Raw genomic sequence first — 22,221 nt, forward strand, 5'->3', positions numbered from 1 at the left:
TTTTAAAAATTATTTTTTTCTATCAATAACATAGTTTACCATTAACTCAAGAGCAGTTTTATACTCAGATTTAGGATATAATTTTAAGATTTGTAAGGCTTCGGCCTGGAACTCTTTCATTTTATTAACGGCATATTCGAGTCCGTTATTCGTTTTCACAAAAGCAATAACTTCTTTAACTCTCTTTTTATCTTTATTGTGATTTTTAATTGAATTGATGAGCCAAGACTTTTCTTTTTTAGAGCAATTATTGAGCACATGAATAAGTGGTAGTGTCATTTTTTGCTCTTTGATGTCAATCCCTGTTGGTTTTCCTATAGCTTCTTCTCCATAATCAAATAAATCATCCTTGATTTGAAATGCCATACCGATAAGTTCTCCAAACTTTCTCATAGACTCAACATGATCTGAATTAGGTTTTACCGAGGCGGCTCCCAAACTGCAGCAAGCAGCGATCAATGTTGCTGTTTTTTGTCTGATAATATCATAGTAGACTTCTTCGGTGATATCTAATTGTCTTGCCTTTTCAATCTGAAGTAATTCCCCTTCGCTCATTTCCCTAACGGCAACCGAAATAATTTTAAGCAAATCGAAATCATTATTATCAATAGACAACAATAGACCTTTAGATAGCAGGTAATCTCCAATGAGTACGGCTATTTTATTTTTCCATAACGCATTAATAGAGAAAAAACCACGTCTACGATTACTATCATCAACCACATCATCATGAACCAAGGTGGCTGTATGAATAAGTTCTATAACCGAAGCTCCTCTGTATGTTCGCTCACTTACCTGGCCATTATCAACCATTTTTGCTACTAGAAATACAAACATGGGACGCATTTGTTTTCCTTTTCGGTTAACAATGTAATGCGTAATTCGATTTAACAAGGCCACTTTACTCGACATAGAAAGTAGAAACTTTTGTTCAAAAAGTTCCATTTCATATGTAATGGGTTGTTTTATTTGTTCGGTAATCTTCAATTAGAGTGGCTATTCTTATCTGTGTTTTACAAAATTACTAATAAAGTAGGTATCGAAATTAAATACTGGTAATAATTCGTTAAAATTTAAATGTCAGAAATAGACTAGCCCTTTATTTTGTATATTTAATAGTTAATTAATTAAAAATCCGAACTTTATGAAAAAAATTACTTTATTACTGTTATTATGTTTATGCACTCATTTGAGTTATTCTCAAATTCTTTTTGAAGATAACTTTGATGGCTCAGGTCCTGGTATTGCAGGTTGGACTGTAACCGATGTAGACGGTCAAACACCTAATGTTAATGTTAGCGAATTCACATCTGCTTGGATTGAAGTAGATAGAGATGGTAGTGCAGGTGGAGGTGCTAATTATGGTGGTCCTGCTGGAGATTTTGCCGTAGCAAGTACCTCTTGGTATACGCCTGCTGGCACTTCAGACGACTGGCTAATTACACCTCAAATTAATTTAACCTCTGATGCTACATTATATTGGGATGCCAAGGCACAAGATGCTGGATTTCCTGATGGCTATGAAGTTAGATTATCTACTTCTGGTACAAATACAGCAACAGATTTCACTGAATTATTGTTTTCTATTGCGGCTGAAGATCCAGCGTTCCAATCAAGACAAGTTGATCTTTCTGCCTATACAGGACAAAATGTATACATCGCTTTTAGAAACAATTCAACAGATCAATTTGTATTACTAGTAGATAATGTTGAAGTTTCAGTAACACCTTCGTGTGTTGTCCCAACAGATTTTACTGCTGGAACTGTTACTGCTACAACGTATGAAGTTACTTGGATGGATACCAATGCTGGTACGCCAAACTGGGAAATAGAATGGGGAGCTGATGGATTCACACAAGGTACAGGAACGTCTGTGACCGGATTAACATCAACGTCGTATACATTTCCTGGCCTAATGCCTGAAACAACATACAATTTCTTCATCAGAACAAATTGTGGTGGTGCCGAAGGTGATAGTGATTGGGTTGGACCAATAGCATTTACAACCTTATTTGATTGTTCTACAATTGTATTACCACTTGATGAGAACTTTGTTAGTGAAAGCTCATTTAATTCTTGCTATGGTGTTGAAGATATAGATGCTAATGGTACAGCTTGGATACAACAAGCTTTAGACTTAGATGGTGATTTAACTGATGAAACGTTTGCTACTAATGGATCAAACGGACTTGACCCTAAAGATGATTGGCTAGTTTCTCCAGCATTTCCGATGACAATGGATGCGACTTATACAGTTGACTTCTCATTTAACGGAGCAAATACAGCAACTAACAATGCCAATGAAAGTTTAGAGGTTCTTATTTTAGACGGTCCTACATCATCAGCAAATATTCTGGCTACACTTTACACTAATACTGGTATTGTACAAACTGGTGCTTTTGCAGAATTGGAAAACATGGCTACAAATATCGTTCAAGATTTTGATGCCACTGCAGATGGAACATTCCATGTGGCATTCCGTACAACGTCTCCAGCTAATAGTGGATTCTTATTATTGTTTAACTACAATATCGTAGAAACATTAAGTGTTGATGAATTTGACAGAAACAATTTTAGTTATACTTATAATAAAGACACAGATCAATTAACTCTTGAATCTACAAGTTTACCACTTGATAGTATGGAGCTATATAGTATCTTAGGTCAAAAGGTTGTGTCGAGAGAATTATCTCAAAATCGAGAGGTAGTTGACATGTCTCGTTTAACAGATGGTGTTTATCTAGCTACTGTAACCATTAATGGTAGTAGTAAAACATTTAAAATCGTTAAACAATAAATATAGATGTAACGTCAAATAAAAAGAGCTGCAAATTGCAGCTCTTTTTTTATGTTTTATTTGCGAGTTGACCACATGCGGCATCAATGTCCTTTCCGCGGGAACGCCTAACTGTAACTGTAATGTTATGAGCTTCCAGCATAGACACATACATATCTATAGCTTTGGAATTAGCCTGCTGAAACTCGCCATCATCTATAGGATTATATTCGATTAAATTGACCTTGCTAGGTGCAAATTTGCAAAATTTGATAAGGGCATCCACATCTTTTTTAGAATCGTTTATGCCATCCCAAACCACATATTCATACGTGATTCTATTTTTTGTTTTGGCATACCAATATTCTAATGCTTCTCTTAAATCCTCCAACGGAAATGTAGCATTAAAAGGCATTATTGATGTTCGGGTTTCATTAATAGCAGAATGTAATGACACTGCCAATTTAAATTTCACCTCATCATCGGCCATTTTCTTAATCATTTTTGGCACGCCAGACGTCGACACCACGATACGTTTTGGAGACATTCCCAAACCTTCTGGAGATGTAATCTTATCAATAGCTTTGAGTACGTTTTTATAATTCATGAGTGGCTCTCCCATTCCCATAAATACAATATTACTCAAGGGTCTATTGTGATACAATCGGCTTTCTTTATCGATTGCCACAACTTGATCATAGATCTCATCTGGATTTAGATTACGCATACGTTTTAATCGTGCAGTAGCACAAAATTTACAATCTAAACTACAACCTACTTGGCTTGACACACAAGCTGTTGTTCTATTTTTTGCTGGTATTAAAACCGACTCTACAATTAGACCGTCGTGTAAACGCACTGCATTTTTTATAGTGCCATCGGCACTTTTTTGCATTTGATCTACCTTAATATGATTGATTACAAAATGGGTTTCAAGTTTTTGACGTGTTTCTTTAGAAATATTGGTCATATCCTCAAAAGCATGAGCACCTTTACTCCATAACCATTCATAAACTTGGTTTCCTCGGAATGCCTTATCGCCTTCTCTTACGAAAAAATCTCGAAGTTGTTCCTTCGTTAATGCGCGTATGTCTCTTTTTTTAATTTCCATTTCTGGTGCAAAAGTAATGAAAGGAATAACGATATTCGATATTCGATTTATGATTTTATAGTGCCTTAACTCGCATTAGTGATGGAAGCGGCATCCTTTTGCCTCTTTTTGGCAAAAGATATAGCTGAGAGCACGACCCTTTGGGGAATGCCCAAATAAAAAGCCTCATGAAAACATAAGGCTTTAAATAGTATCGTATTGTGCTATTAAATAATGAGCATCGCATCACCATAGGTGTAAAAACGGTACTTCTCTTTAACAGCTTCTTCATAAGCTTTTTTCATAAAATCGTGACCTGCAAAAGCAGATACCATCATCAATAATGTTGACTTAGGTGTATGAAAATTAGTAATCATACTGTTAGCTATGCTAAAGTCGTAAGGTGGAAAAATAAATTTGTTGGTCCATCCCGAAAACTCATTAAGTGTACCACTAGATGACACCGAACTTTCAATTGCTCGCATAGCTGTTGTACCAACGGCACATACACGCCTTTTTTCGGCAATTCCTTTATTAATAATATCTGTAGCCGGCTTGGTGATATAAATTTCTTCACTGTCCATTTTATGCTTAGATAAATCTTCTACCTCAACAGGATTAAAGGTTCCTAATCCAACATGCAACGTTACTTCTGGCAACTCAATACCTTTAATTTCCAAACGCTTGAGCAAGTGTTTCGAAAAGTGCAAACCTGCTGTTGGAGCAGCTACGGCACCTTCATTTTTAGCAAAAATAGTTTGGTAACGCTCTTCATCTTCTGGTTCTACATCTCTTTTAATGTACTTAGGAAGTGGTGTTTCTCCAAGCTCTGTAAGCTTTCTTCTAAATTCACTGTAAGACCCATCATATAAGAAACGTAAGGTTCTACCTCTTGACGTTGTGTTATCAATAACTTCGGCAACTAATGTTTCGTCATCACCAAAGTAAAGTTTATTACCAATTCTAATCTTACGAGCTGGATCTACCAACACATCCCAAAGACGTTGTTCTTCATTTAATTCTCTTAATAAGAAGACTTCAATTCTAGCGCCAGTTTTTTCTTTGTTTCCATATAAACGCGCTGGAAATACTTTGGTATTATTTAAGATCATCACATCTCCTTCGTCAAAATAATCGATGATATCCTTAAATAGTTTATGTTCGATTGTTTGATTTTTTCTATCCAAAACCATTAATCTAGATTCGTCTCTTATGTCTGAAGGACGCTCAGCTAATAATTCTTCTGGAAGGTCAAAATTGAAGTGTGATAATTTCATGTGCTATTGTTTTATTTATTTTGATAAGTCTCGCGATAGTTTCAGCGTTATCTTTTTGCTGGCTTCAAGAGTCTTATTTTTTTACAAGTTGCAAATATACAATCTCAACATAGGGGTTGTCAAGTAAAACGCTGTATTTATTTGGAAAATTTAAATCCGAGCGTTTTTAAATCGTCCCAAAACGTTGGATACGATTTAGAAACTACCATGTGATCTTCGATATTTAAATTAGTTTTTAAGGCCAAAGGGGCAAAAGCCATGGCCATTCTATGATCGTTATAGGTTGCAATAGTGACATTGTCTTTAATCAATGAAGGTACATAGAGCTCTAGTGTATCTTCGGAAATATCAACTTTAGCATTTAACTTTTCTAGTTCATTCTGAAGTGCTACCAATCGATCGGTTTCTTTTATTTTGAGTGTATGCAATCCTGAAAGATGACAATTTACACCTAATCCTAGACAGGTTACGGCGATTGTTTGCGCTATGTCTGGAGCATTATTTAGTTGAAATTCTACAGCTTTCTCTTGAGTGACTTCTACTTTTTTTAAAGTGATAGTATGATCTCCAAATGTAGTTTCTACACCAAATGTTTTATAAATTTCTGCTAACACAGAGTCTCCTTGTAATGAGTCTTGTTTATAGGATGACAATTTAATCTCTGTCCCTAAAGGACTCAATGCAGTAATGCTATAAAAATAGGATGCCGAAGACCAATCTGACTCCACTACCAAAAGATCACATGACAGATCTGAACGCTTTGACTCTACCTTGATAACTTGATCTTCAAATGTTGTTTTGATTCCTACTTGATTGAGCAAATCTAATGTCATATTGATATAAGGAATAGACGTAATTTTTCCTTCTAAGGTCAATTCTAGTCCGTTTTCCAAACTTGAAGCAATAAGCAATAATGCAGAAATATACTGACTGCTTACATTAGCCTTTAACGTTACTTTATCTTTTACTAGATACGTACCTTTAATCTTCAATGGCGGACAACCATGTGTTTCGAGGTATGAAATTTGAGCGCCTAATTGGTTTAAAGCGTCGACCAATATTTCTATAGGTCGTTCTTTCATTCGGTTTGAACCAGTGAGTACTACTTCTCTACCCATTTGTTGAGCAAAGTAAGCCGTAAGAAAGCGCATTGCTGTTCCTGCATGATGAATATCAACCACATTCTCTATAGACGTCAAAGCCTTTTGCATGACTTTGGAATCATCAGAATTCGAAATATTCTCTATGCTTAATTCTGGATAGAGTGCCTGCAATAACAGTAATCTATTGGATTCGCTTTTAGAGCCCGTAATTATAATTTCGGATATGTTTCCGATTTGAGATTTGTAAAGCTGTAGTGTCATAAAAAAATTCCTGCTTGCGCAGGAATGGTTTATTTTAGTTTGTCATTATTGTGATGTCTATCGTGATCTCGTTTGGCTTTTTTATCCATTTTTTTATCGAAAGCACTTTGCAGATCTATTCCTGTTTGATTTGCTAGGCACAAAACTACAAAAACTACGTCTGCTAATTCCTCTCCTAAGTCCTTATCTTTATCACTTTCTTTTTCACTCTGCTCGCCATAACGCCTTGCTATAATTCTGGCAACCTCACCCACTTCTTCGGTAAGTTGAGCCATATTGGTTAGCTCGTTAAAATATCTTACGCCATGCGTTTTAATCCAATTATCAACATCCAGTTGAGCATTTTTAATATTCATGTTACACTTTTTTAAGTACGACTTGTTCTGATTGCTTTTCAACAATTTTTTCATAAAAATCTTTGAATACTTTATAATCGTCAGAATTTATAAAAGACGTATTCATCTCCAAAGAAATATTTAATTGAAGAAATTTACCACTTTCTTTGATGATATATGTAAACTTAGCATCATTATCTTTAAACTCATACGCTCCATTTTCTGGCAAGGATTCAACTTGATACCCATCTGGAATCATAATATTGATAACATACTTATCTTCAAATGGAAAACTAAAATCGATTGGATATTGTCGCTCTTCTAATTTAAACGGACTCTCTTTTGTTGCCATAAAAAACATTGGTGAAAAATATAAGTTTCCGCCAATATCATCTATTCCGTCACTTAACGTATAATCATACGACAATCTTACGGGTTGAGTAATATCTGTATCATTTTTATAGTCGATATTAGAAACCTCGATATCACCTTTGTTTTTTTCAAGACGTTTTCTGTGTTCATCAGCACTAATTCCGGTGTTACTCTTTCTATAAGATAAAGCCAAATGATCTGAAATGTTGCGTCTTACTTTTCCGTTAATAGTAAAATCTTCATTGATCTTTACATTTAAAGACGTAGATTCTGTAGCCTTCCCTGTTGGCCTTAAAGACACCCAACCTGAAGTTCCATCATCTTTTATTACACGACCTTGCCAATTTAATGCACGTTGCGGCAATACATTAACCATACTATACATTTCGGTTGCATCAAATAAGGCATAACTATCTTGATTCTCCACCATACAAATCACATAATTAAAACCTTTACGCGTTGGAAACAAAGGAATACCGTTATTCTTTGTACTTACTAATACTGGGTTAGCATTCACGCCTTGCGAGCGCAACATTGCAATCAATAAAAGGTTGATGTCTGCTACATTACCTTCACCTTCTTTATAAGCTTTACGTATACCTTTTTGTGCTCTAAAACCATATAATCCATTCCACTTTACCTTAGACTTTACATACGATTGCAATACAAAACCTTTTTGAAAATCATCATTAGCAGAGGCAACAAGTGATTGTATATCTTCTTTAAAAAAGCCAGATCTATTAAGCTGATTTCCAAAATCGGATTCATCATATATGGATTTTGACACATTTTCCCAATTAGATGAAAATGATTTTTCTACAGCACCATAAGTATTTAAAATAGCAGATAATTCCAAACTCATTTTGGCCCTGTAATTATCCATATTACCAGCATAAGCCTCGCCTTTTAACGAAGGGATATTTGATTCGTTTGCCGAAAGCACATTGACTTTATATTCGAATGAACCACTTGAATAATTTTTAACACTTCTTGACGCTTGATTGTTTTGAACTGTTCTTTTATAGGTAGCTGACTTGTTTTCAACGGTACTTTTGATATTGGGATAATAAAATGCCCTAGGATTCACTTTTTTATTATACACATAATATTCTGGACTTGCTATTTTCAAATCCAATTTATCAATGGGAATATTATATTGAAATACAATGTCATCTATAGTTAAAAATGGAGAAATTACATCATAGGTAAATTCAATAATGCAACCTTCATTTACATTAGGCATCGTTATGGTATTGATCTCTATAAAATCAGTAGCATCTTCTTCAAAAATACCCTCTTTTTTTAGTTTGTCTTTTTCAATCTTTCCATTAACGAGATTATACGTATAACCTTTTAATCCCGTTAATTTTTCTTTACTCCCTGCTCCAGCTTGGTACAAGAAAATCTTTTCTGTAGCATAATTAAAGCCGTCTTTGTTATATATTTTTATACGTTCATGTACTTGTCGCCTCTGTACAAAACCTCTCTCATCTGTAAATTCGAAATAAATATTTTCATTTTTGTAAAGAATTGCTGCATTAGCAGCTGAATCAATAGGATGTTGTTTTTGAGCTAATTCTTCAGCAGATACTTTTCCAAATTTATAATTTTGTGCCTTACTAGACATCATAAATGCTACAAGCAGAATTAGTGTTAATAGTTGTTTCATGGTTAGGTATATTGATTTAGTTAGTAGTAAGTACAACTTTAGTTTTATCATGCTTCACAATAGTTGACATAAAAGAGCGGAAATCGTCGTACTCTTCTTTAGGATAATAGCCTTTATTTAAAATGTGTGTTCGTTTATAGACCAATTCATGTTCTGAGCGTTTTTCAATAGAGAACTTATAAGTCCCAAATTTATTGACTATTTCTATGGGGTTTGGCATGGCTTCAACCTTAAGATCTGGAGCTATTTTAATGACAAACTCATCTACATCTTTATAACCTCTTTCAATTTCAAAATCTAAAGTTCTGTTTTCGTAGCGCGTAGGTATACTTTTGATTCTATTAAAAGCATTAGGCTGAAACAATAGACGCTTTCCCGTTTTGGTAACAAAACTAGATGAAGATACATTTACTTTTTCTGTAAACTCAACATGATCTTTATCGTTATTAAAGGCTATATTATCTACTGAAAGATTATTAATATAATCCCAATATTCTTTAAAATATAATTCTTGTTCTCGCAGAGGTCTTTTTTGAACACCTTCATGCAATGCATATTGGTAACCATAAGTTTTTATGGTAACACTTCCAGAAATTTCTCCATTTATCGTAAGGTTAACATCTGCATTAGTCAACTGCAGGTTATCTTCTGTTTTGTATATTGTGGTGTGTACAATTTTACCACCTTCAGGTGTGATTAATAAAGCGTCACGATCATCTGTAAAGCTCGCAATAAAACCAAACGGATTTGTTTGATTAGTGCATTCTAACCAAATATCTTTCTCTTCATTTGGGACGCATAATACGACATGGTTTCCTTCGGTAGCAGAAAACTCTTTATCTATACTCACCAAATCTTCATCACCATAAATCACTGCATAATGCGCCTCAACACCAACTTCCTCCAACAACGCTTTCGTATAGTTTGATAACCCTTTGCAATCGGCATAACCCAAGCGCTCAACATCTTCAGCCAACATAGGTTTCCAACCGCCAATACCTACTTGAACACTTATATAGCGTGTTTTTTCTTGCATATAGTTGTATACAATTCTAGCTTTTTCAATATCAGAAGTTGCATTTTTTGTAAGTGCTTTAATTTCAGTTTTCACAGCATCTGGTAGTGCTTCTGTTCCCGATAAAAGTTCGTCATGCATCCACTTTCCAAAATCTTGCCAGTTATTATTAATACCTCGCACACCTTCCATTTCAAATTCGGTTAATGCAACTCTTAAAACTGGAGCAAATGTTCTAAAAGAAGGACTATATGCTTCAGGTTTTAAGGACGTTAAATTTTTTGCTGTATAATGATAGTCACTATGTTTTTCGATATTATAATTTTCAAGGTTGATGGGCTTAGTTTTCAACTCAACACCTGAATTATTAGTGATTTTATATTCTGAATTCTGAGCACTAACATAAAATCCGTTTATGGGACTCCAACTAGGAAAAAATGCCGTACTCGCATACTCTACTTCTACTTCATAAGATACTGTATATGGATAACTAATTGGTGTATATTCCAGATACTTCACTCGACTATCGGAATATAATGTACCTCCACTTACGGCACTAACATCTTCAAAGTCCTTTTCCTTAAACTTCTTGATTTCATTCCCGTTTTTATCATATATCCTAGCTTCTAATGCTTTAATTTTTATGCGTTTATCGTAAGACTCCACAGTTCCTTGATGTCTTATTCCTCCTTCATTAAATACTGTGACAATGCGTTTTCTTTTGTATATAAATTTATTGTAAGCCTTGACTTCGATATCAGTTTTATCATACCTAATGACAGCATTTGATTTGATTTTTAATTCAAATGGAATCGTTGATGATTTATATAAGTCGGCCTCTTGGGCAAACAACATTGAAGACAGTGATGTTAACAATAACATCACCAAAATTCTGAAGGGCATTCTTTAGAGTTTTTATTAATAGCTAATTCAAATATAGCTGTTTTATTTTAACAGAATGTGTAAAAAACAGAAAAGCAATTACACAACTACAATATAGACTTTTTTCTCTTTTTAAACACATATAACGTGGTTAAAATAATGAAACATGGAATGGCTATATATTTGAACTCACTAATGATAACACGAAGGCCCCATTCTGAAAAAAATCGTTCAATACCTAATGGTGATACTTCAATCACTCTACATGGAAAAAAATGTCTGGAATTTTCAAAAGGAATGAAAAATCCAACGCCTCTTCCTCCTGTAGTCATAGCGTCTAATATCCCATGAGATATGGTTGATAGAAAAATCACTATGGCGAAAACTAGTTTTCTTGTTTTTCCGAAAACAGCGCACAATACAATACTCCAAATCAATGCAAACAGAATAGAATGTGTAAACCCTCTATGTCCTAATGGATGCATATAATCGATACCAAATTTAAAAGATAGTACATCCAGATCTGGAAGTATAGCAGAACCAATAGCTAGAAACACCAATAATGCATTCGATTTTGAATCTAAGACTTTTGCTGTAGTATAGGCTACCAATCCATGACCAAAAACTGATGCCATTATGCTTTGTTTTTTGTATCAATAATTATAGTCACAGGACCATCATTAAGCAGTTCTACTTTCATATCTGCACCAAACTCACCTGTCTGAACCACTTTACCCAAATCGGTCTCTAATTGCTTTACAAAAGCCTTATAGAGTGGAACAGCAATATCTGGCTTAGCGGCATAAATATAGCTAGGTCTATTTCCTTTTTTAGTACTAGCATGCAGTGTAAATTGACTCACAACGATAGCCTCTCCATCTATTTGAAGTATTGACTTATTCATGACACCGTTCTCATCTGAAAAAATTCGGAGATTTGTAATTTTATTAGATAACCATTTAATATCATCTTGTGTATCATCATTGACTATTCCTAAAAGAATAAGCAAACCCGATTGGATATTGGCCACTTTTTGCCCTTCAATAGTTACAGAAGCTTGAGACACACGTTGGATGACTGCTTTCATTACTCTTTTACTTCGTTTTCTTAGTTAATGATAAATTGTAAATTAAGTGCATTGGCTTTTCTTAATTCATACTTTATATCGGAAACCATTCCCATGGTCGTATTTTCGTCAATCTTTAATTTGACATAAAACTGAGATCTTTGTACAGAATCTAAATCTTTAGTTTTATTTTGAACAGCAGGAATAATATCTGATATTTCAGCAGTTTCCCCATCAATTGTCATGGTATCTGGATTGGAAGTTGTTTCAATGGTCAAAAAAATCGATTTGTCAACAATCGTACAAGACCACAATATTAAACTCAATATAATAACAGCAGACTTTTTATTCATTGTCATAATTATCAGTTCTGTAATGTTCCTCTTCTCCTTCTAGAATTTGGAGATAGCTTCTATATCTGGAATAGGCTACTTCATCTTTATCCAATGCATCTTTCACAGCACATTTGGGCTCTTCGATATGCAAACAATTATTGAACTTACAGTCTTGTTTGAGTTCAAAGAATTCTGGGAAATAATCACCAACTTCTTCTTTATCCATATCTACGACACCAAAGCCTTTTATTCCTGGCGTGTCAATAATTTTAGCATCAAAACTCAGATCAAACATTTCGGCAAATGTTGTGGTATGCTGTCCTTGACTGTGTTGGGTTGAAATAGATTTAGTTTTAAGGTCTAAACCGGGCTCTATAGCATTAACCAATGTTGATTTTCCAACGCCTGAATGACCAGCAAACATACTCACCTTACCAACCATAAGTGATTTTACTTTGTCGACATTCTTTCCTGTTTCTGCTGAAATCCCAATACATTCATAACCGATCTTTCGATATACATGAGCTAAATAGCGTACCTCATCTAGCGTCTCTTCATTATAGGTATCTATCTTATTAAATAACAGAATTGTTTTTACTGAATACGCTTCGGCAGTGACTAAAAATCGATCAATAAAACTGGTAAATGTTGGTGGATTATCAATCGTAATTAGCAAAAATACCTGATCTACATTTGAAGCGATAATATGCGTTTGCTTAGACAGGTTAACAGATTTACGAACAATATAATTGACACGATCATGAATGTTATGAATCACGCCTGTGGTTTCATCGTTATTGGTTTCTAATTCGAAATCGACATTATCACCAACCGCAATCGGATTGGTACTTTTAATGCCTTTAAGACGAAACTTTCCTTTAATTCTACATAGGTATGTAGCACCCAAATCGGTTTTAACGGTGTACCAGCTTCCAGTTGATTTATAAACAATTCCTGTCATTACAACAAAGATGCTAATAATTAGCCTTTAAACCAATAAAAAAAGACTGACGGTTGTCAGTCTTTTGTTAACTAAACTCGTATTGCTTTTTTTGAAGTAATGGTTTTTCCGTTGGATTGTAAATTGATAATATAAATACCTGAAGGTTGATTGGATAAATCGACGCTAACCGTTGAGTCGAGGTTTTTATATGTTGAATTTAAAATAATTCGCCCTGTGAGATCGGCTACAACAACCGTCACATTAGAAAAGTCATCACTGCATTTGATATTGAATATACCATCATTTGATGGGTTTGGATACAGTGTTGTTTTGCGTTGTTCTATATCCTCGATATATTTAGGTACAACAGAAACAGGCACAGAACCACACTCTCTTCTTTTTCCACATATTAAATACGAACATTTAGTATGCGTCTTATATCCAACTATGACAATTTCTGCCAATTCCTCATAATCTTTTAGGACAATATTCAATTTCTTTTGTTCACCAACAACAATCTCTTCTGTGTGATATCCTAAATTTGATATTTGCAATGTATCAGTTGATTTTGCCTCAATACTAAAGCGTCCTTTTTCATCTGCTAAAACACCTTTGTTTGAATGTTTAATAATAATGTTTGAAAATGGGACTTCACCATTTCCATCTGAAATGGTTCCTTTAATGGTTGTTTGTGCAAAAGAAGACAAGGTTAAAAATGTTGTCAATGCTAGTACGATCGGTTTCATAATTCTATATATTGGTTGATACATCAAACCTAATTGAAATAGAAACCAACTGAAACTGATAATGAGTGAACACTACATTTTGATTAGTAAACGTGTAAAAAAAAAAGCCTCAATACGTTTGAGGCTTTTAAGTTTATCCGTTAATAATCTTTTCTTGGTGATTGATGGATTCTTGGTGAATGGCTTTAAACACACGTAAGATAAATTCTTCGCTCAAGTTCTTCTCTTCGCCTTGCAGGATCATTTTGCCAAGAATTTCATTCCAACGTTTGGTTTGTAAAACAGCAACGTTTCTAGACTTCTTTAACTCTCCAATACCATCTGCCACGATCATACGTTTGCCTAACATTTCAATTAATTGATGATCTATCACATCAATCTTTGTACGAAGCGTATTCAATGCATTCTTGAATTCTGCTTCATTATCTGTTTCCTTTCTAATACGTAAATCTTCAGTATACTTGATCAATGTATCTGGTGTGATCTGTTGAGCTGCATCACTCCAAGCTTTATCAGGATCGTAATGCGTTTCTATCATTAAGCCATCATAATTAAGATCAAGGGCAGTTTGACAGAGATCGAAAATAATATCTCGACGACCAGCAATATGTGACGGATCCAAAATTAAAGGTAAATCAGGAAAACGGTTTTGAAGGTCAACAGCAATTTGCCATTCAGGATTATTTCTATAACGTGTTTTTTCATAAGTTGAAAACCCTCTGTGGATTACACCTAGATTTTTTACATCTGCCGTGTGAAACCGTTCTACAGCACCTAACCAAAGCGCCAAATCTGGATTCACAGGATTTTTAATCAATACTGTTTTATCGGTTCCTTTTAAAGCATCTGCGATATCTTGCACAATAAACGGACTCACAGTAGTACGCGCACCAATCCATAATATGTCAACATCGTGCTTTAAGGCCAAATCAACATGATGTGCGTTAGCAACTTCGGTCGTAATCATCATTCCCGTTTCCTCTTTCGCCTTTTGTAGCCATTTCAAACCCAATGCACCAACGCCTTCAAAATTCCCAGGGCGTGTTCTAGGTTTCCAAATACCAGCTCTTAACACAGTAGCATCACTATCTTTTAACTGGTGCGCAATTTTTAAAACCTGCTGCTCAGTTTCGGCACTACATGGTCCTGCAATAACAAGCGGATGTTCTAATCCGAACTTATCTAACCATGCTCTCAACTCTTTCTTATTCTCCATAATTTTCTATTAAGCAATTCCTTTTAATATCTCTTTTATATGATTTGTATTTTTCATTTCGTTGTAAATCTCATCAAAATCATCGGCTTCCATCAACGTTTTAAATTGTTTCAAATTGGCGATATATTCTTCTAATGTTTCAATAACATTCTCTCTATTTTGTTTAAAAATTGGTGTCCACATTTCAGGAGAACTTTTAGCCAAACGTACAGTACTCTCAAAACCACTTCCTGCCATATCAAAAATATCGCGTTCGTTCTTTTCTTTTTCTATAACTGTTTTACCCAACATAAATGAACTAATGTGCGATAAATGAGACACGTAAGCAATATGTTTGTCATGAGCTTCTGGATTCATATATCGAATACGCATACCTAAGTCTGAAAATAACTGTAAAGCTTTCTCTTGCAATTTAAATGTGGTTTTCTCAACCTCACAAATAATGTTCGTTTTCTTCTGAAACAAATCTCTTATAGCTGCTTTAGGTCCAGAAAATTCGGTTCCGGCAATAGGATGTGTTGCCAAAAAATTACGACGTCTTTTGTGGTCTTCAATAGCTTTACAAACAGGAAGCTTGGTTGAGCCAACATCAATCACCAATGTTTGATCTGAAATAACATCCAATATTTTTGGTAACTCAAGAACTGCCTTATCAACTGGAATAGCGAGCACCACTAAATCGGCATTATGCAAATCATCATACGATGCTTCATCTTCAATAATATTGAGCGCAATGGCTTGCTGTATGTGATCGTTATTAGCATCAATTCCAAAAACTCTAGCCTTGTTGTAATTAGATTTGATATCTAACGCCAAACTCCCACCAATTAATCCTACACCAATAATGTAAATGTTATTCATATGCTATGTCAATCTTGCTAGTGCTTCTTCCAACTCATCTTGAGGCGCACACAATGAAATTCTTATATATCCTTTTCCATTACTTCCAAAAATAGTTCCTGGCGTAATAAAAATAGATCTCTCTTTTAGTATTAAATCTATATACTCTTCGGCATCTAAATAGTCGGGTAATTTTGCCCAAACAAATAAGCCTGTCGATCCTTTATCATAGGTACAATTAAGTGCCTCGGCTATCTGCCATGCAATTTTTCGACGTTGTTCATAAACACTATTGAGGCTTAAAAACCAAATATCAGAGCAGTTTAGAGCTTCTATTGCACCTTTTTGAATCCCTAAAAACATTCCAGAATCCATGTTACTTTTTACGCGTAATACGGCGTTGATGTACTCACTTTTTCCTAACAACATACCTACACGCCAACCTGCCATATTAAAGGTTTTACTAAGCGAATTTAATTCCAAACACACCTCAGAAGCTCCATTATATTTAAGAATACTTCTTGGGTATTTATTCAATATAAAGCTGTATGGATTATCATTAACAATCAAAATATCATTTCGCTTTGCGAATGTTATCAAATCTTCAAATAATTTATTTGTAGCAGCTGCTCCAGTTGGCATATGAGGATAATTCACCCACATGAGCTTTACCTTTTCAAGGCCTCTTTTTTCTAGAGCAATAAGATCTGGCAACCAATTATTATCTTCTGTAAGATCATAATGCACGGGTGTAGCTCCTACTAAATTAGTCACCGATTGATATGTTGGATAACCTGGATTTGGAATCAATACCTCATCGCCTTCATTTAAAAACGCCATAGATATATGTAAAATACCCTCTTTGCTTCCCATAAGTGGAAGGATTTCTGTCAACGGGCTCAACGGTACATTGAAGTACCTTTTATAAAAATTGGCAATAGCCTCCCTTAGTTCTGGTATCCCTTGATAGCTTTGATATTTATGTGCTCCTTCTTCATTAAACGTCTCCACTAATGCATTAAGTACGCGTTCTGGCGGATTTAAATCTGGGCTACCAATACCTAAATTGATAATTGGTTTCCCTTGAGATTTAAGCAACCTCACTTCTCTTAATTTTTTTGAGAAGTAATATTCTTCAACGTTTTGTAATCGGTTAGCAATCTGAATCATTGTCTTGCATTTTTATATTCTCCCAATACTTTAAACTCTTGAGCCATTATGGTCATTACAGACTTAGCTTTTTCGAAATCTTTATAAGAGTCAAAAGTTAAATCTACAAAAAAAGCATACTTCCAAGGCGTTTCAATTTTTGGGAGTGATTGTATCTTCGTTAAATTTAACTTACAATCACTTAATACGTTTAAAATAGTCGCCAAACTTCCTCTTTTATGGTCTAATTCAAATTTAACTGAAGCTTTGTTGATTTCATCTTCAGAAATTTCAGCGTTTTTTGTCTTTACAACTACAAATCGTGTTTCATTGTGTTTAATGGTTTGAATGCTTTCTGAAATAATCTTTAATTCAAACAATTGTGCAGCTAATTGAGATGCTATTGCTGCAACGTTTTTAATTTGATGTGTCTGAATGCGTTGTGCTACTTCAGCTGTATCTTTATCTTCAATGAGCTTAATATGCGGATATTGTTTGAAAAAATCTTTGCATTGTAACAGCGCCATTGGATGCGAATACACTTCTTCAATATCATTAATAGTTTGGTTTGGCAATGCCATTAAGTGATGTTGAATATCTAAATAATGCTCACCAACAATATGTAACCCTTTTGTATCTATTAATGCATAATTTGGAATGATCGAACCTGCAATAGAATTTTCAATTGCCATAATTGCAGCATCACTCTTACGAGTCAATAAACTGTCGACTGTTTTATCAAACGTCAAATACTCATTAACATCAACCAATTGATCAAAAAATTGCTGTGATACAATGTGATGAAATGATCCTTTTATTCCTTGTATAGCTACTGATTTTATCATAAAAAAAGTCCCGATTTTCATCGAGACTCATATTAAATTTATTCTTAATAAATTATACATATAACGTCTCTTCCTTTTCGTTAAAAAAGAAATAAAACCAGTTATAATATGTATAATTTAAAGTGTTCATAGTGTTATTGAATTGCTAATGTAATTATTATTTTAAGAAATCAAAATTGTTATAACATATTTTTGAGTTTTTCGTTTCAGTTTTAAAGAATTCATAATTTAAAGGTAGCCATTGGTTATAATTACTATTTTTGAATAAATAATTTTGGTATATGTCTATAGAAGTTGAAAACATCTCTAAAGTTTACGGTGAGCAAAAAGCGCTTGACAGTATTTCTTTCTCTGTTAACAAAGGTGAAATTGTAGGTTTTTTAGGTCCGAATGGCGCTGGAAAATCGACACTTATGAAAATCTTAACCACCTATATCAATGCAACAGAAGGTGTTGCCAAAGTAAGTGGCTTTAACGTTGAAGTTGATAAAAAAGACGTGCAAACTAGCGTAGGTTATTTACCAGAGCACAATCCATTATACCTAGACATGTACGTTAAAGAATATTTGACTTTTAACGCTGGGATTTATAAAACACCAAAATCTAGAATTAATGATGTAATTGAATTAACTGGGCTTACTCCAGAAGCACATAAAAAGATAGGACAATTATCAAAAGGCTACAGGCAACGTGTAGGTTTGGCTAATGCGCTTTTACATAATCCGTCAGTTTTAATTTTAGATGAACCAACAACAGGTCTTGATCCAAACCAATTGGTAGACATAAGACATCTTATTAAAAATATTGGTAAAGACAAAACAGTATTTCTATCTACGCATATTATGCAGGAAGTGGAGGCCATATGTGATCGTGTGATTATAATAAATAAGGGACAAATCGTTGCTGATAAAAAATTAAAAGAGTTAAGAGATGACAAGGAACAAACCGTTATCGTAGAGTTTGACTATCGTGTAGAAGATGCTTTTTTACTTAAACTTCCTAATGCTAAAAGTGTTAAGAATACACATGATTTCATTTACGAAATCACATTCGCAACAGGAGATGACATGCGTTCTCATGTATTTGATTTTGCACATGATAATGAATTGAAGATTCTTCAGCTCAATCAAAAAAATGCCAGTTTAGAAAGTTTGTTTAGAGAGCTTACATCTTAATCGAAAAGTAATATGGGCGAATTCTTTATAGCATTTATTGGATAATTTTTTGCAGATTTTATACTGGATTTATTAAAACCAATTGGCGCTTCTATCAAATGACTTGTTTATCTTGGTAAAAGAAAATATGACGACATATTAGAAGAACGATGGAATACTATTTTAGGTTTCTTTGGATTTATGTTTCTCCTGTTCTTGCTTATATACTGTATCATTTAATTATTCAAAAATTAGCTGTCCAGTATAGAATTGTTCTACATCAACAACTGAAGGCGTATTAACTAGAATGACATCACCAGTACTTCGTATTTCGCCTGTTATAGATTGTTGTGCATTAATAATCATATCATTACTGCTACGCTGAAATATATCAATATCTTGAGCTACCAAGTGACGTCCTTCAAATCTAGCATCGCCTGAGAAAAATCGTATGTTGGCCGTATCTACTTCTCCCGAAATAAAACATGTTGAGAGGTTGTTTACGATTACTGTAAATGTGTTACAATCAATTTCTAAAATGAAATTACCATCTGTATTTACAGCATCTTCTTCTTCAAAATCTTCAGAAATCAATTCTAAATTATTGTAATTCAATACACCATTACTGCGGACAGGCAAACCAGATCCGTTTCTAATTTGAGTAATATTTGGTGCGCTAACAAATACTTTAGTAACTCCATAATCTCGTGTAATATTACAAGCATTATTGTTGTAAAGCTCCAATCTTCCATTAATGACTTTAACCTCAATATCATTAAGTAAATACTCTCCTGTTTGAACAGTTACCTTTTGAGTCGCCGCCTCTGTAAGTATTAACTCTACCCTTGGAAAAACTGCAATTTTAGTAAACGCATCTACATTAAATTCTTGCTCTACAATGTCACCTGTATTTTGAAAACAATCAGGTACATTTTCACCATTGCAAGAGAATAATAAAAGCGTAAAGCATGTGATGTAAATTAGTTTTTTCATAATCGTATTCCTATTCCAAATTCTACAGCTTCGGCCTTAGCTCCGTGAGATTTTAACGTTATAGCTCCAAATATTTTGTCTCCAAAATAACGCTTTAAACCAATCCTATTATAAACACGTCCTTCAAAATCGTAAGGGTAATATACGTAATAACCCAATTGAGAAATAAACGACATTTTATTAATAAATAGTTCATGTCCAACAAAAACACCAACACGTTTCCAATCTTCATCACCACTTACATTTAGTTCAGGAAATGCTACAGAATAGAAGTAAATGAGCTCTTTTAAAAATTTAGAGAAAAAGACATCGGCTCCAACTTGTATGGCGCTTTTTCGGTTTAAGCGTTTATCGGCATAAGCTGAGACTATATAAAATGGATATTGCCCAATATCGATAATATCACTTTCATTGACTCCACTTCTAAAGGCTAAATTATATTTGATCTTTTCTTTATATTTTTTCTCTTCGGAAGACGGGATGTAGTCCTGTTCTTTTTCATAATCGAACAAATAATTAGCTCCAACATTAAATACAAAGGTATTCGTTGAATTGTTTGGCGCTCTAAAATTAGCATTTGAATAATGAATCACAGAAATACCAGCCTGAACTCCAAAACCTTTGAATATATTCTCCTTTTTATAGTTAAGCATCGCGTAGGTTGTACTCATTAAATCTGAACCATATGCATTATTTATAAAGTTGGTTTCTTTGTCATACGGATTTGTGGTATACGCTATTCCTTGACCTATTCTAAAGTTTAAGTTCCGTTTTAAAAAGTAAAAATTATAGTGAGCGTATAATCCATAATTCTCACCAAGAAAGCGGTTTTTCATATCTTGGTATACAAACGAAAATCCCCAATCTGGATAATTATATCGGCTTTCCCAATTTTTAAATCCGAAAGTTTTTCTATTATAACTTAAAATAAATCCTGTTGGATGGTCTGTAATCAAATGAGAAATATCTGGATTATGCTCCAGAATAGTTCCGTAGAAGGTGTTTACATCTAGAGTAAACAGCTTAGGGTCTTCCTCTTGAGCAGATACAGATATAAAAAGCAAACAAAAAACGCAGTTAAAAAAACGCTTCATTCAATTTAGTTATGCCACAAAAATAACAGAATAATCAAAACACCTGCGAAGCAACCGCTTTAATATTATCACTTTTCCCCATAGAATAATAATGCAAGACAGGAATCCCTGCTTTTTGAAGCTCTTTAGATTGTTGTATGCACCATTCAATTCCAACTTGACGCACAGCTTTATTATCATTGCATTTTACAATTTCTATAATAAGATCTTCTGGAAGATCCACATGAAAACGATGTGGAATTAAATTAAGTTGCTTCTTTGTGGCTATAGGTTTTAATCCAGGAATTATAGGAACGGTAATCCCTTCGTTTCTACATTTTTCAACAAATTTGAAGTATTTATCATTATCAAAAAACATTTGTGTCACAATATAAGTAGCTCCTTTTTTTATTTTCTTTTTGAGGAAATGAATATCACTATCTAAACTAGGCGCTTCAGCGTGTTTTTCGGGATAGGCAGCAACGCCGATACAAAAATTAGTTGGTGAGGAATTTTCCAATTCTTCATCAAGATAATTGCCTTGATTTAAGTCGGAAATTTGAGTTACCAAACCACTTGCATATTCATGGCCATCTTTTTCTGGTTTGAAATAGGTTTCGGTTTTTACGGCATCACCTCGAAGTGCCATAACATTATCAATCCCAAGAAAATCTAGATCGATAAGGAAATTTTCGGTATCTTCTTTTGTAAATCCGCCACATAAAATATGAGGAATCGCATCGACACCATATTTATTTTGGATCGCTGCACAAATCCCAACAGTTCCAGGACGTTTCTTTACAATTTGCTTTTTGAGCAATCCATTACCAGCATCTTTAAAGGTATACTCTTCACGATGATAGGTCACATCAATAAAAGGTGGCTTAAACTCCATTAACGGATCGATATTATCAAAAATTGATTGAATATGCTGCCCTTTTAAAGGTGGTAAAATCTCAAAAGAAAATTGTGTGTTTCCGTTGGCATTTTTTATGTGTTCGGTAACTTTCATACTATGGTGTTGATGTGAGATATGCTATGAGCAAAGACACTGTGGTTAACACTAATAATTGCAATGCAA

The 22,221-nt window shown here is 34.1% G+C and carries 21 protein-coding genes; 2 read left to right on the plus strand and 19 right to left on the minus strand.

The genetic code is table 11. The annotated features are described in order from the left end of the window. Positions 1–9 precede the first annotated feature (9 nt). On the minus strand, positions 10–987 hold the full coding sequence (locus Q0783_RS00085) for a polyprenyl synthetase family protein (RefSeq protein WP_298892282.1): 978 nt from the start codon (positions 985–987) through the stop codon (positions 10–12). A 157-nt stretch (positions 988–1,144) separates the two neighbouring features. On the opposite strand from Q0783_RS00085, the gene Q0783_RS00090 reads away from it, so the two are divergent. Further along, positions 1,145–2,797, plus strand: coding sequence for a choice-of-anchor J domain-containing protein (locus Q0783_RS00090; protein WP_298892284.1), 1,653 nt, complete (start codon positions 1,145–1,147; stop codon positions 2,795–2,797). Positions 2,798–2,846: 49 nt separating this feature from the next. On the opposite strand, the gene rlmN is transcribed toward Q0783_RS00090, so the two are convergent. The 15 genes from rlmN to Q0783_RS00165 all read right to left on the minus strand — a co-directional run bounded on the left by rlmN (position 2,847) and on the right by Q0783_RS00165 (position 17,920). After that, a complete protein-coding gene (rlmN, locus tag Q0783_RS00095; RefSeq protein WP_298755093.1) occupies positions 2,847–3,887 on the minus strand; it encodes a 23S rRNA (adenine(2503)-C(2))-methyltransferase RlmN in 1,041 nt (346 codons plus the stop codon). Between the two features lie 206 nt (positions 3,888–4,093). Beyond that, entirely contained in the window at positions 4,094–5,143 is a 1,050-nt protein-coding gene (gene queA, locus Q0783_RS00100; RefSeq protein WP_298755091.1) for a tRNA preQ1(34) S-adenosylmethionine ribosyltransferase-isomerase QueA, read from the minus strand. 137 nt (positions 5,144–5,280) lie between these two features. Then, positions 5,281–6,507, minus strand: coding sequence for a 3-phosphoshikimate 1-carboxyvinyltransferase (locus Q0783_RS00105; RefSeq protein WP_298892286.1), 1,227 nt, complete (start codon positions 6,505–6,507; stop codon positions 5,281–5,283). A gap of 29 nt (positions 6,508–6,536) precedes the next feature. Then, the gene (locus tag Q0783_RS00110) at positions 6,537–6,863 is read right to left on the minus strand and encodes a nucleotide pyrophosphohydrolase (protein ID WP_298755087.1); all 327 of its coding nucleotides are present in this window, start codon (positions 6,861–6,863) and stop codon (positions 6,537–6,539) included. A gap of 1 nt (position 6,864) precedes the next feature. Next, positions 6,865–8,883, minus strand: coding sequence for a hypothetical protein (locus Q0783_RS00115; RefSeq protein ID WP_298892288.1), 2,019 nt, complete (start codon positions 8,881–8,883; stop codon positions 6,865–6,867). 16 nt (positions 8,884–8,899) lie between these two features. Then, positions 8,900–10,801 carry a DUF3857 domain-containing protein gene (locus Q0783_RS00120; protein WP_298892291.1) on the minus strand — a complete coding sequence of 634 codons (1,902 nt, stop codon included), beginning with the start codon at positions 10,799–10,801 and terminating at the stop codon, positions 8,900–8,902. A gap of 86 nt (positions 10,802–10,887) precedes the next feature. Continuing rightward, on the minus strand, positions 10,888–11,415 hold the full coding sequence (locus Q0783_RS00125; RefSeq protein ID WP_298892293.1) for a metal-dependent hydrolase: 528 nt from the start codon (positions 11,413–11,415) through the stop codon (positions 10,888–10,890). Continuing rightward, positions 11,415–11,867, minus strand: coding sequence for a D-aminoacyl-tRNA deacylase (gene dtd / locus Q0783_RS00130; RefSeq protein ID WP_298892295.1), 453 nt, complete (start codon positions 11,865–11,867; stop codon positions 11,415–11,417). The genes Q0783_RS00125 and dtd overlap by 1 nt, the downstream gene beginning before the upstream one ends. A 20-nt stretch (positions 11,868–11,887) precedes the next feature. Next, entirely contained in the window at positions 11,888–12,205 is a 318-nt protein-coding gene (locus tag Q0783_RS00135) for a hypothetical protein (RefSeq protein WP_298892298.1), read from the minus strand. After that, a complete protein-coding gene (rsgA, locus tag Q0783_RS00140; RefSeq protein WP_298892300.1) occupies positions 12,192–13,142 on the minus strand; it encodes a ribosome small subunit-dependent GTPase A in 951 nt (316 codons plus the stop codon). Before rsgA ends, Q0783_RS00135 begins: the two co-directional genes overlap by 14 nt. Before the next feature lie 71 nt (positions 13,143–13,213). Further along, the gene (locus tag Q0783_RS00145; RefSeq protein ID WP_298892302.1) at positions 13,214–13,870 is read right to left on the minus strand and encodes a T9SS type A sorting domain-containing protein; all 657 of its coding nucleotides are present in this window, start codon (positions 13,868–13,870) and stop codon (positions 13,214–13,216) included. Between the two features lie 133 nt (positions 13,871–14,003). Next, complete coding sequence (locus Q0783_RS00150; protein WP_298755077.1) at positions 14,004–15,086, minus strand: bifunctional 3-deoxy-7-phosphoheptulonate synthase/chorismate mutase type II; 1,083 nt, start codon at positions 15,084–15,086, stop codon at positions 14,004–14,006. A 9-nt stretch (positions 15,087–15,095) separates the two neighbouring features. Continuing rightward, positions 15,096–15,947 (minus strand): prephenate dehydrogenase, encoded by an 852-nt coding sequence (locus tag Q0783_RS00155; RefSeq protein ID WP_298892304.1) that lies wholly within the window; start codon positions 15,945–15,947, stop codon positions 15,096–15,098. Between the two features lie 3 nt (positions 15,948–15,950). Continuing rightward, positions 15,951–17,096: an aminotransferase class I/II-fold pyridoxal phosphate-dependent enzyme gene (locus Q0783_RS00160; RefSeq protein ID WP_298892306.1), complete on the minus strand. Its 1,146-nt coding sequence runs from the start codon at positions 17,094–17,096 to the stop codon at positions 15,951–15,953. Further along, positions 17,093–17,920, minus strand: coding sequence for a prephenate dehydratase (locus Q0783_RS00165; protein WP_298892308.1), 828 nt, complete (start codon positions 17,918–17,920; stop codon positions 17,093–17,095). The genes Q0783_RS00160 and Q0783_RS00165 overlap by 4 nt, the downstream gene beginning before the upstream one ends. A 281-nt stretch (positions 17,921–18,201) precedes the next feature. Here Q0783_RS00165 and gldA point away from each other — a divergent pair, with 281 nt between their 5' ends. Next, a complete protein-coding gene (gene gldA / locus Q0783_RS00170) occupies positions 18,202–19,095 on the plus strand; it encodes a gliding motility-associated ABC transporter ATP-binding subunit GldA (protein WP_298892310.1) in 894 nt (297 codons plus the stop codon). Between the two features lie 219 nt (positions 19,096–19,314). On the opposite strand, the gene Q0783_RS00175 is transcribed toward gldA, so the two are convergent. The 3 genes from Q0783_RS00175 to metF are packed head-to-tail and all read right to left on the minus strand — an operon-like array spanning position 19,315 to position 22,152. Beyond that, complete coding sequence (locus Q0783_RS00175) at positions 19,315–20,067, minus strand: head GIN domain-containing protein (RefSeq protein WP_298892312.1); 753 nt, start codon at positions 20,065–20,067, stop codon at positions 19,315–19,317. Further along, entirely contained in the window at positions 20,064–21,161 is a 1,098-nt protein-coding gene (locus Q0783_RS00180) for an acyloxyacyl hydrolase (protein ID WP_298892314.1), read from the minus strand. The genes Q0783_RS00175 and Q0783_RS00180 overlap by 4 nt, the downstream gene beginning before the upstream one ends. Before the next feature lie 34 nt (positions 21,162–21,195). Continuing rightward, positions 21,196–22,152 carry a methylenetetrahydrofolate reductase [NAD(P)H] gene (gene metF, locus Q0783_RS00185; RefSeq protein ID WP_298892316.1) on the minus strand — a complete coding sequence of 319 codons (957 nt, stop codon included), beginning with the start codon at positions 22,150–22,152 and terminating at the stop codon, positions 21,196–21,198. Positions 22,153–22,221 lie beyond the last annotated feature (69 nt).

The organism is uncultured Psychroserpens sp., assembly GCF_947500255.1.
Classification (GTDB): Bacteria; Bacteroidota; Bacteroidia; order Flavobacteriales; family Flavobacteriaceae; genus Psychroserpens.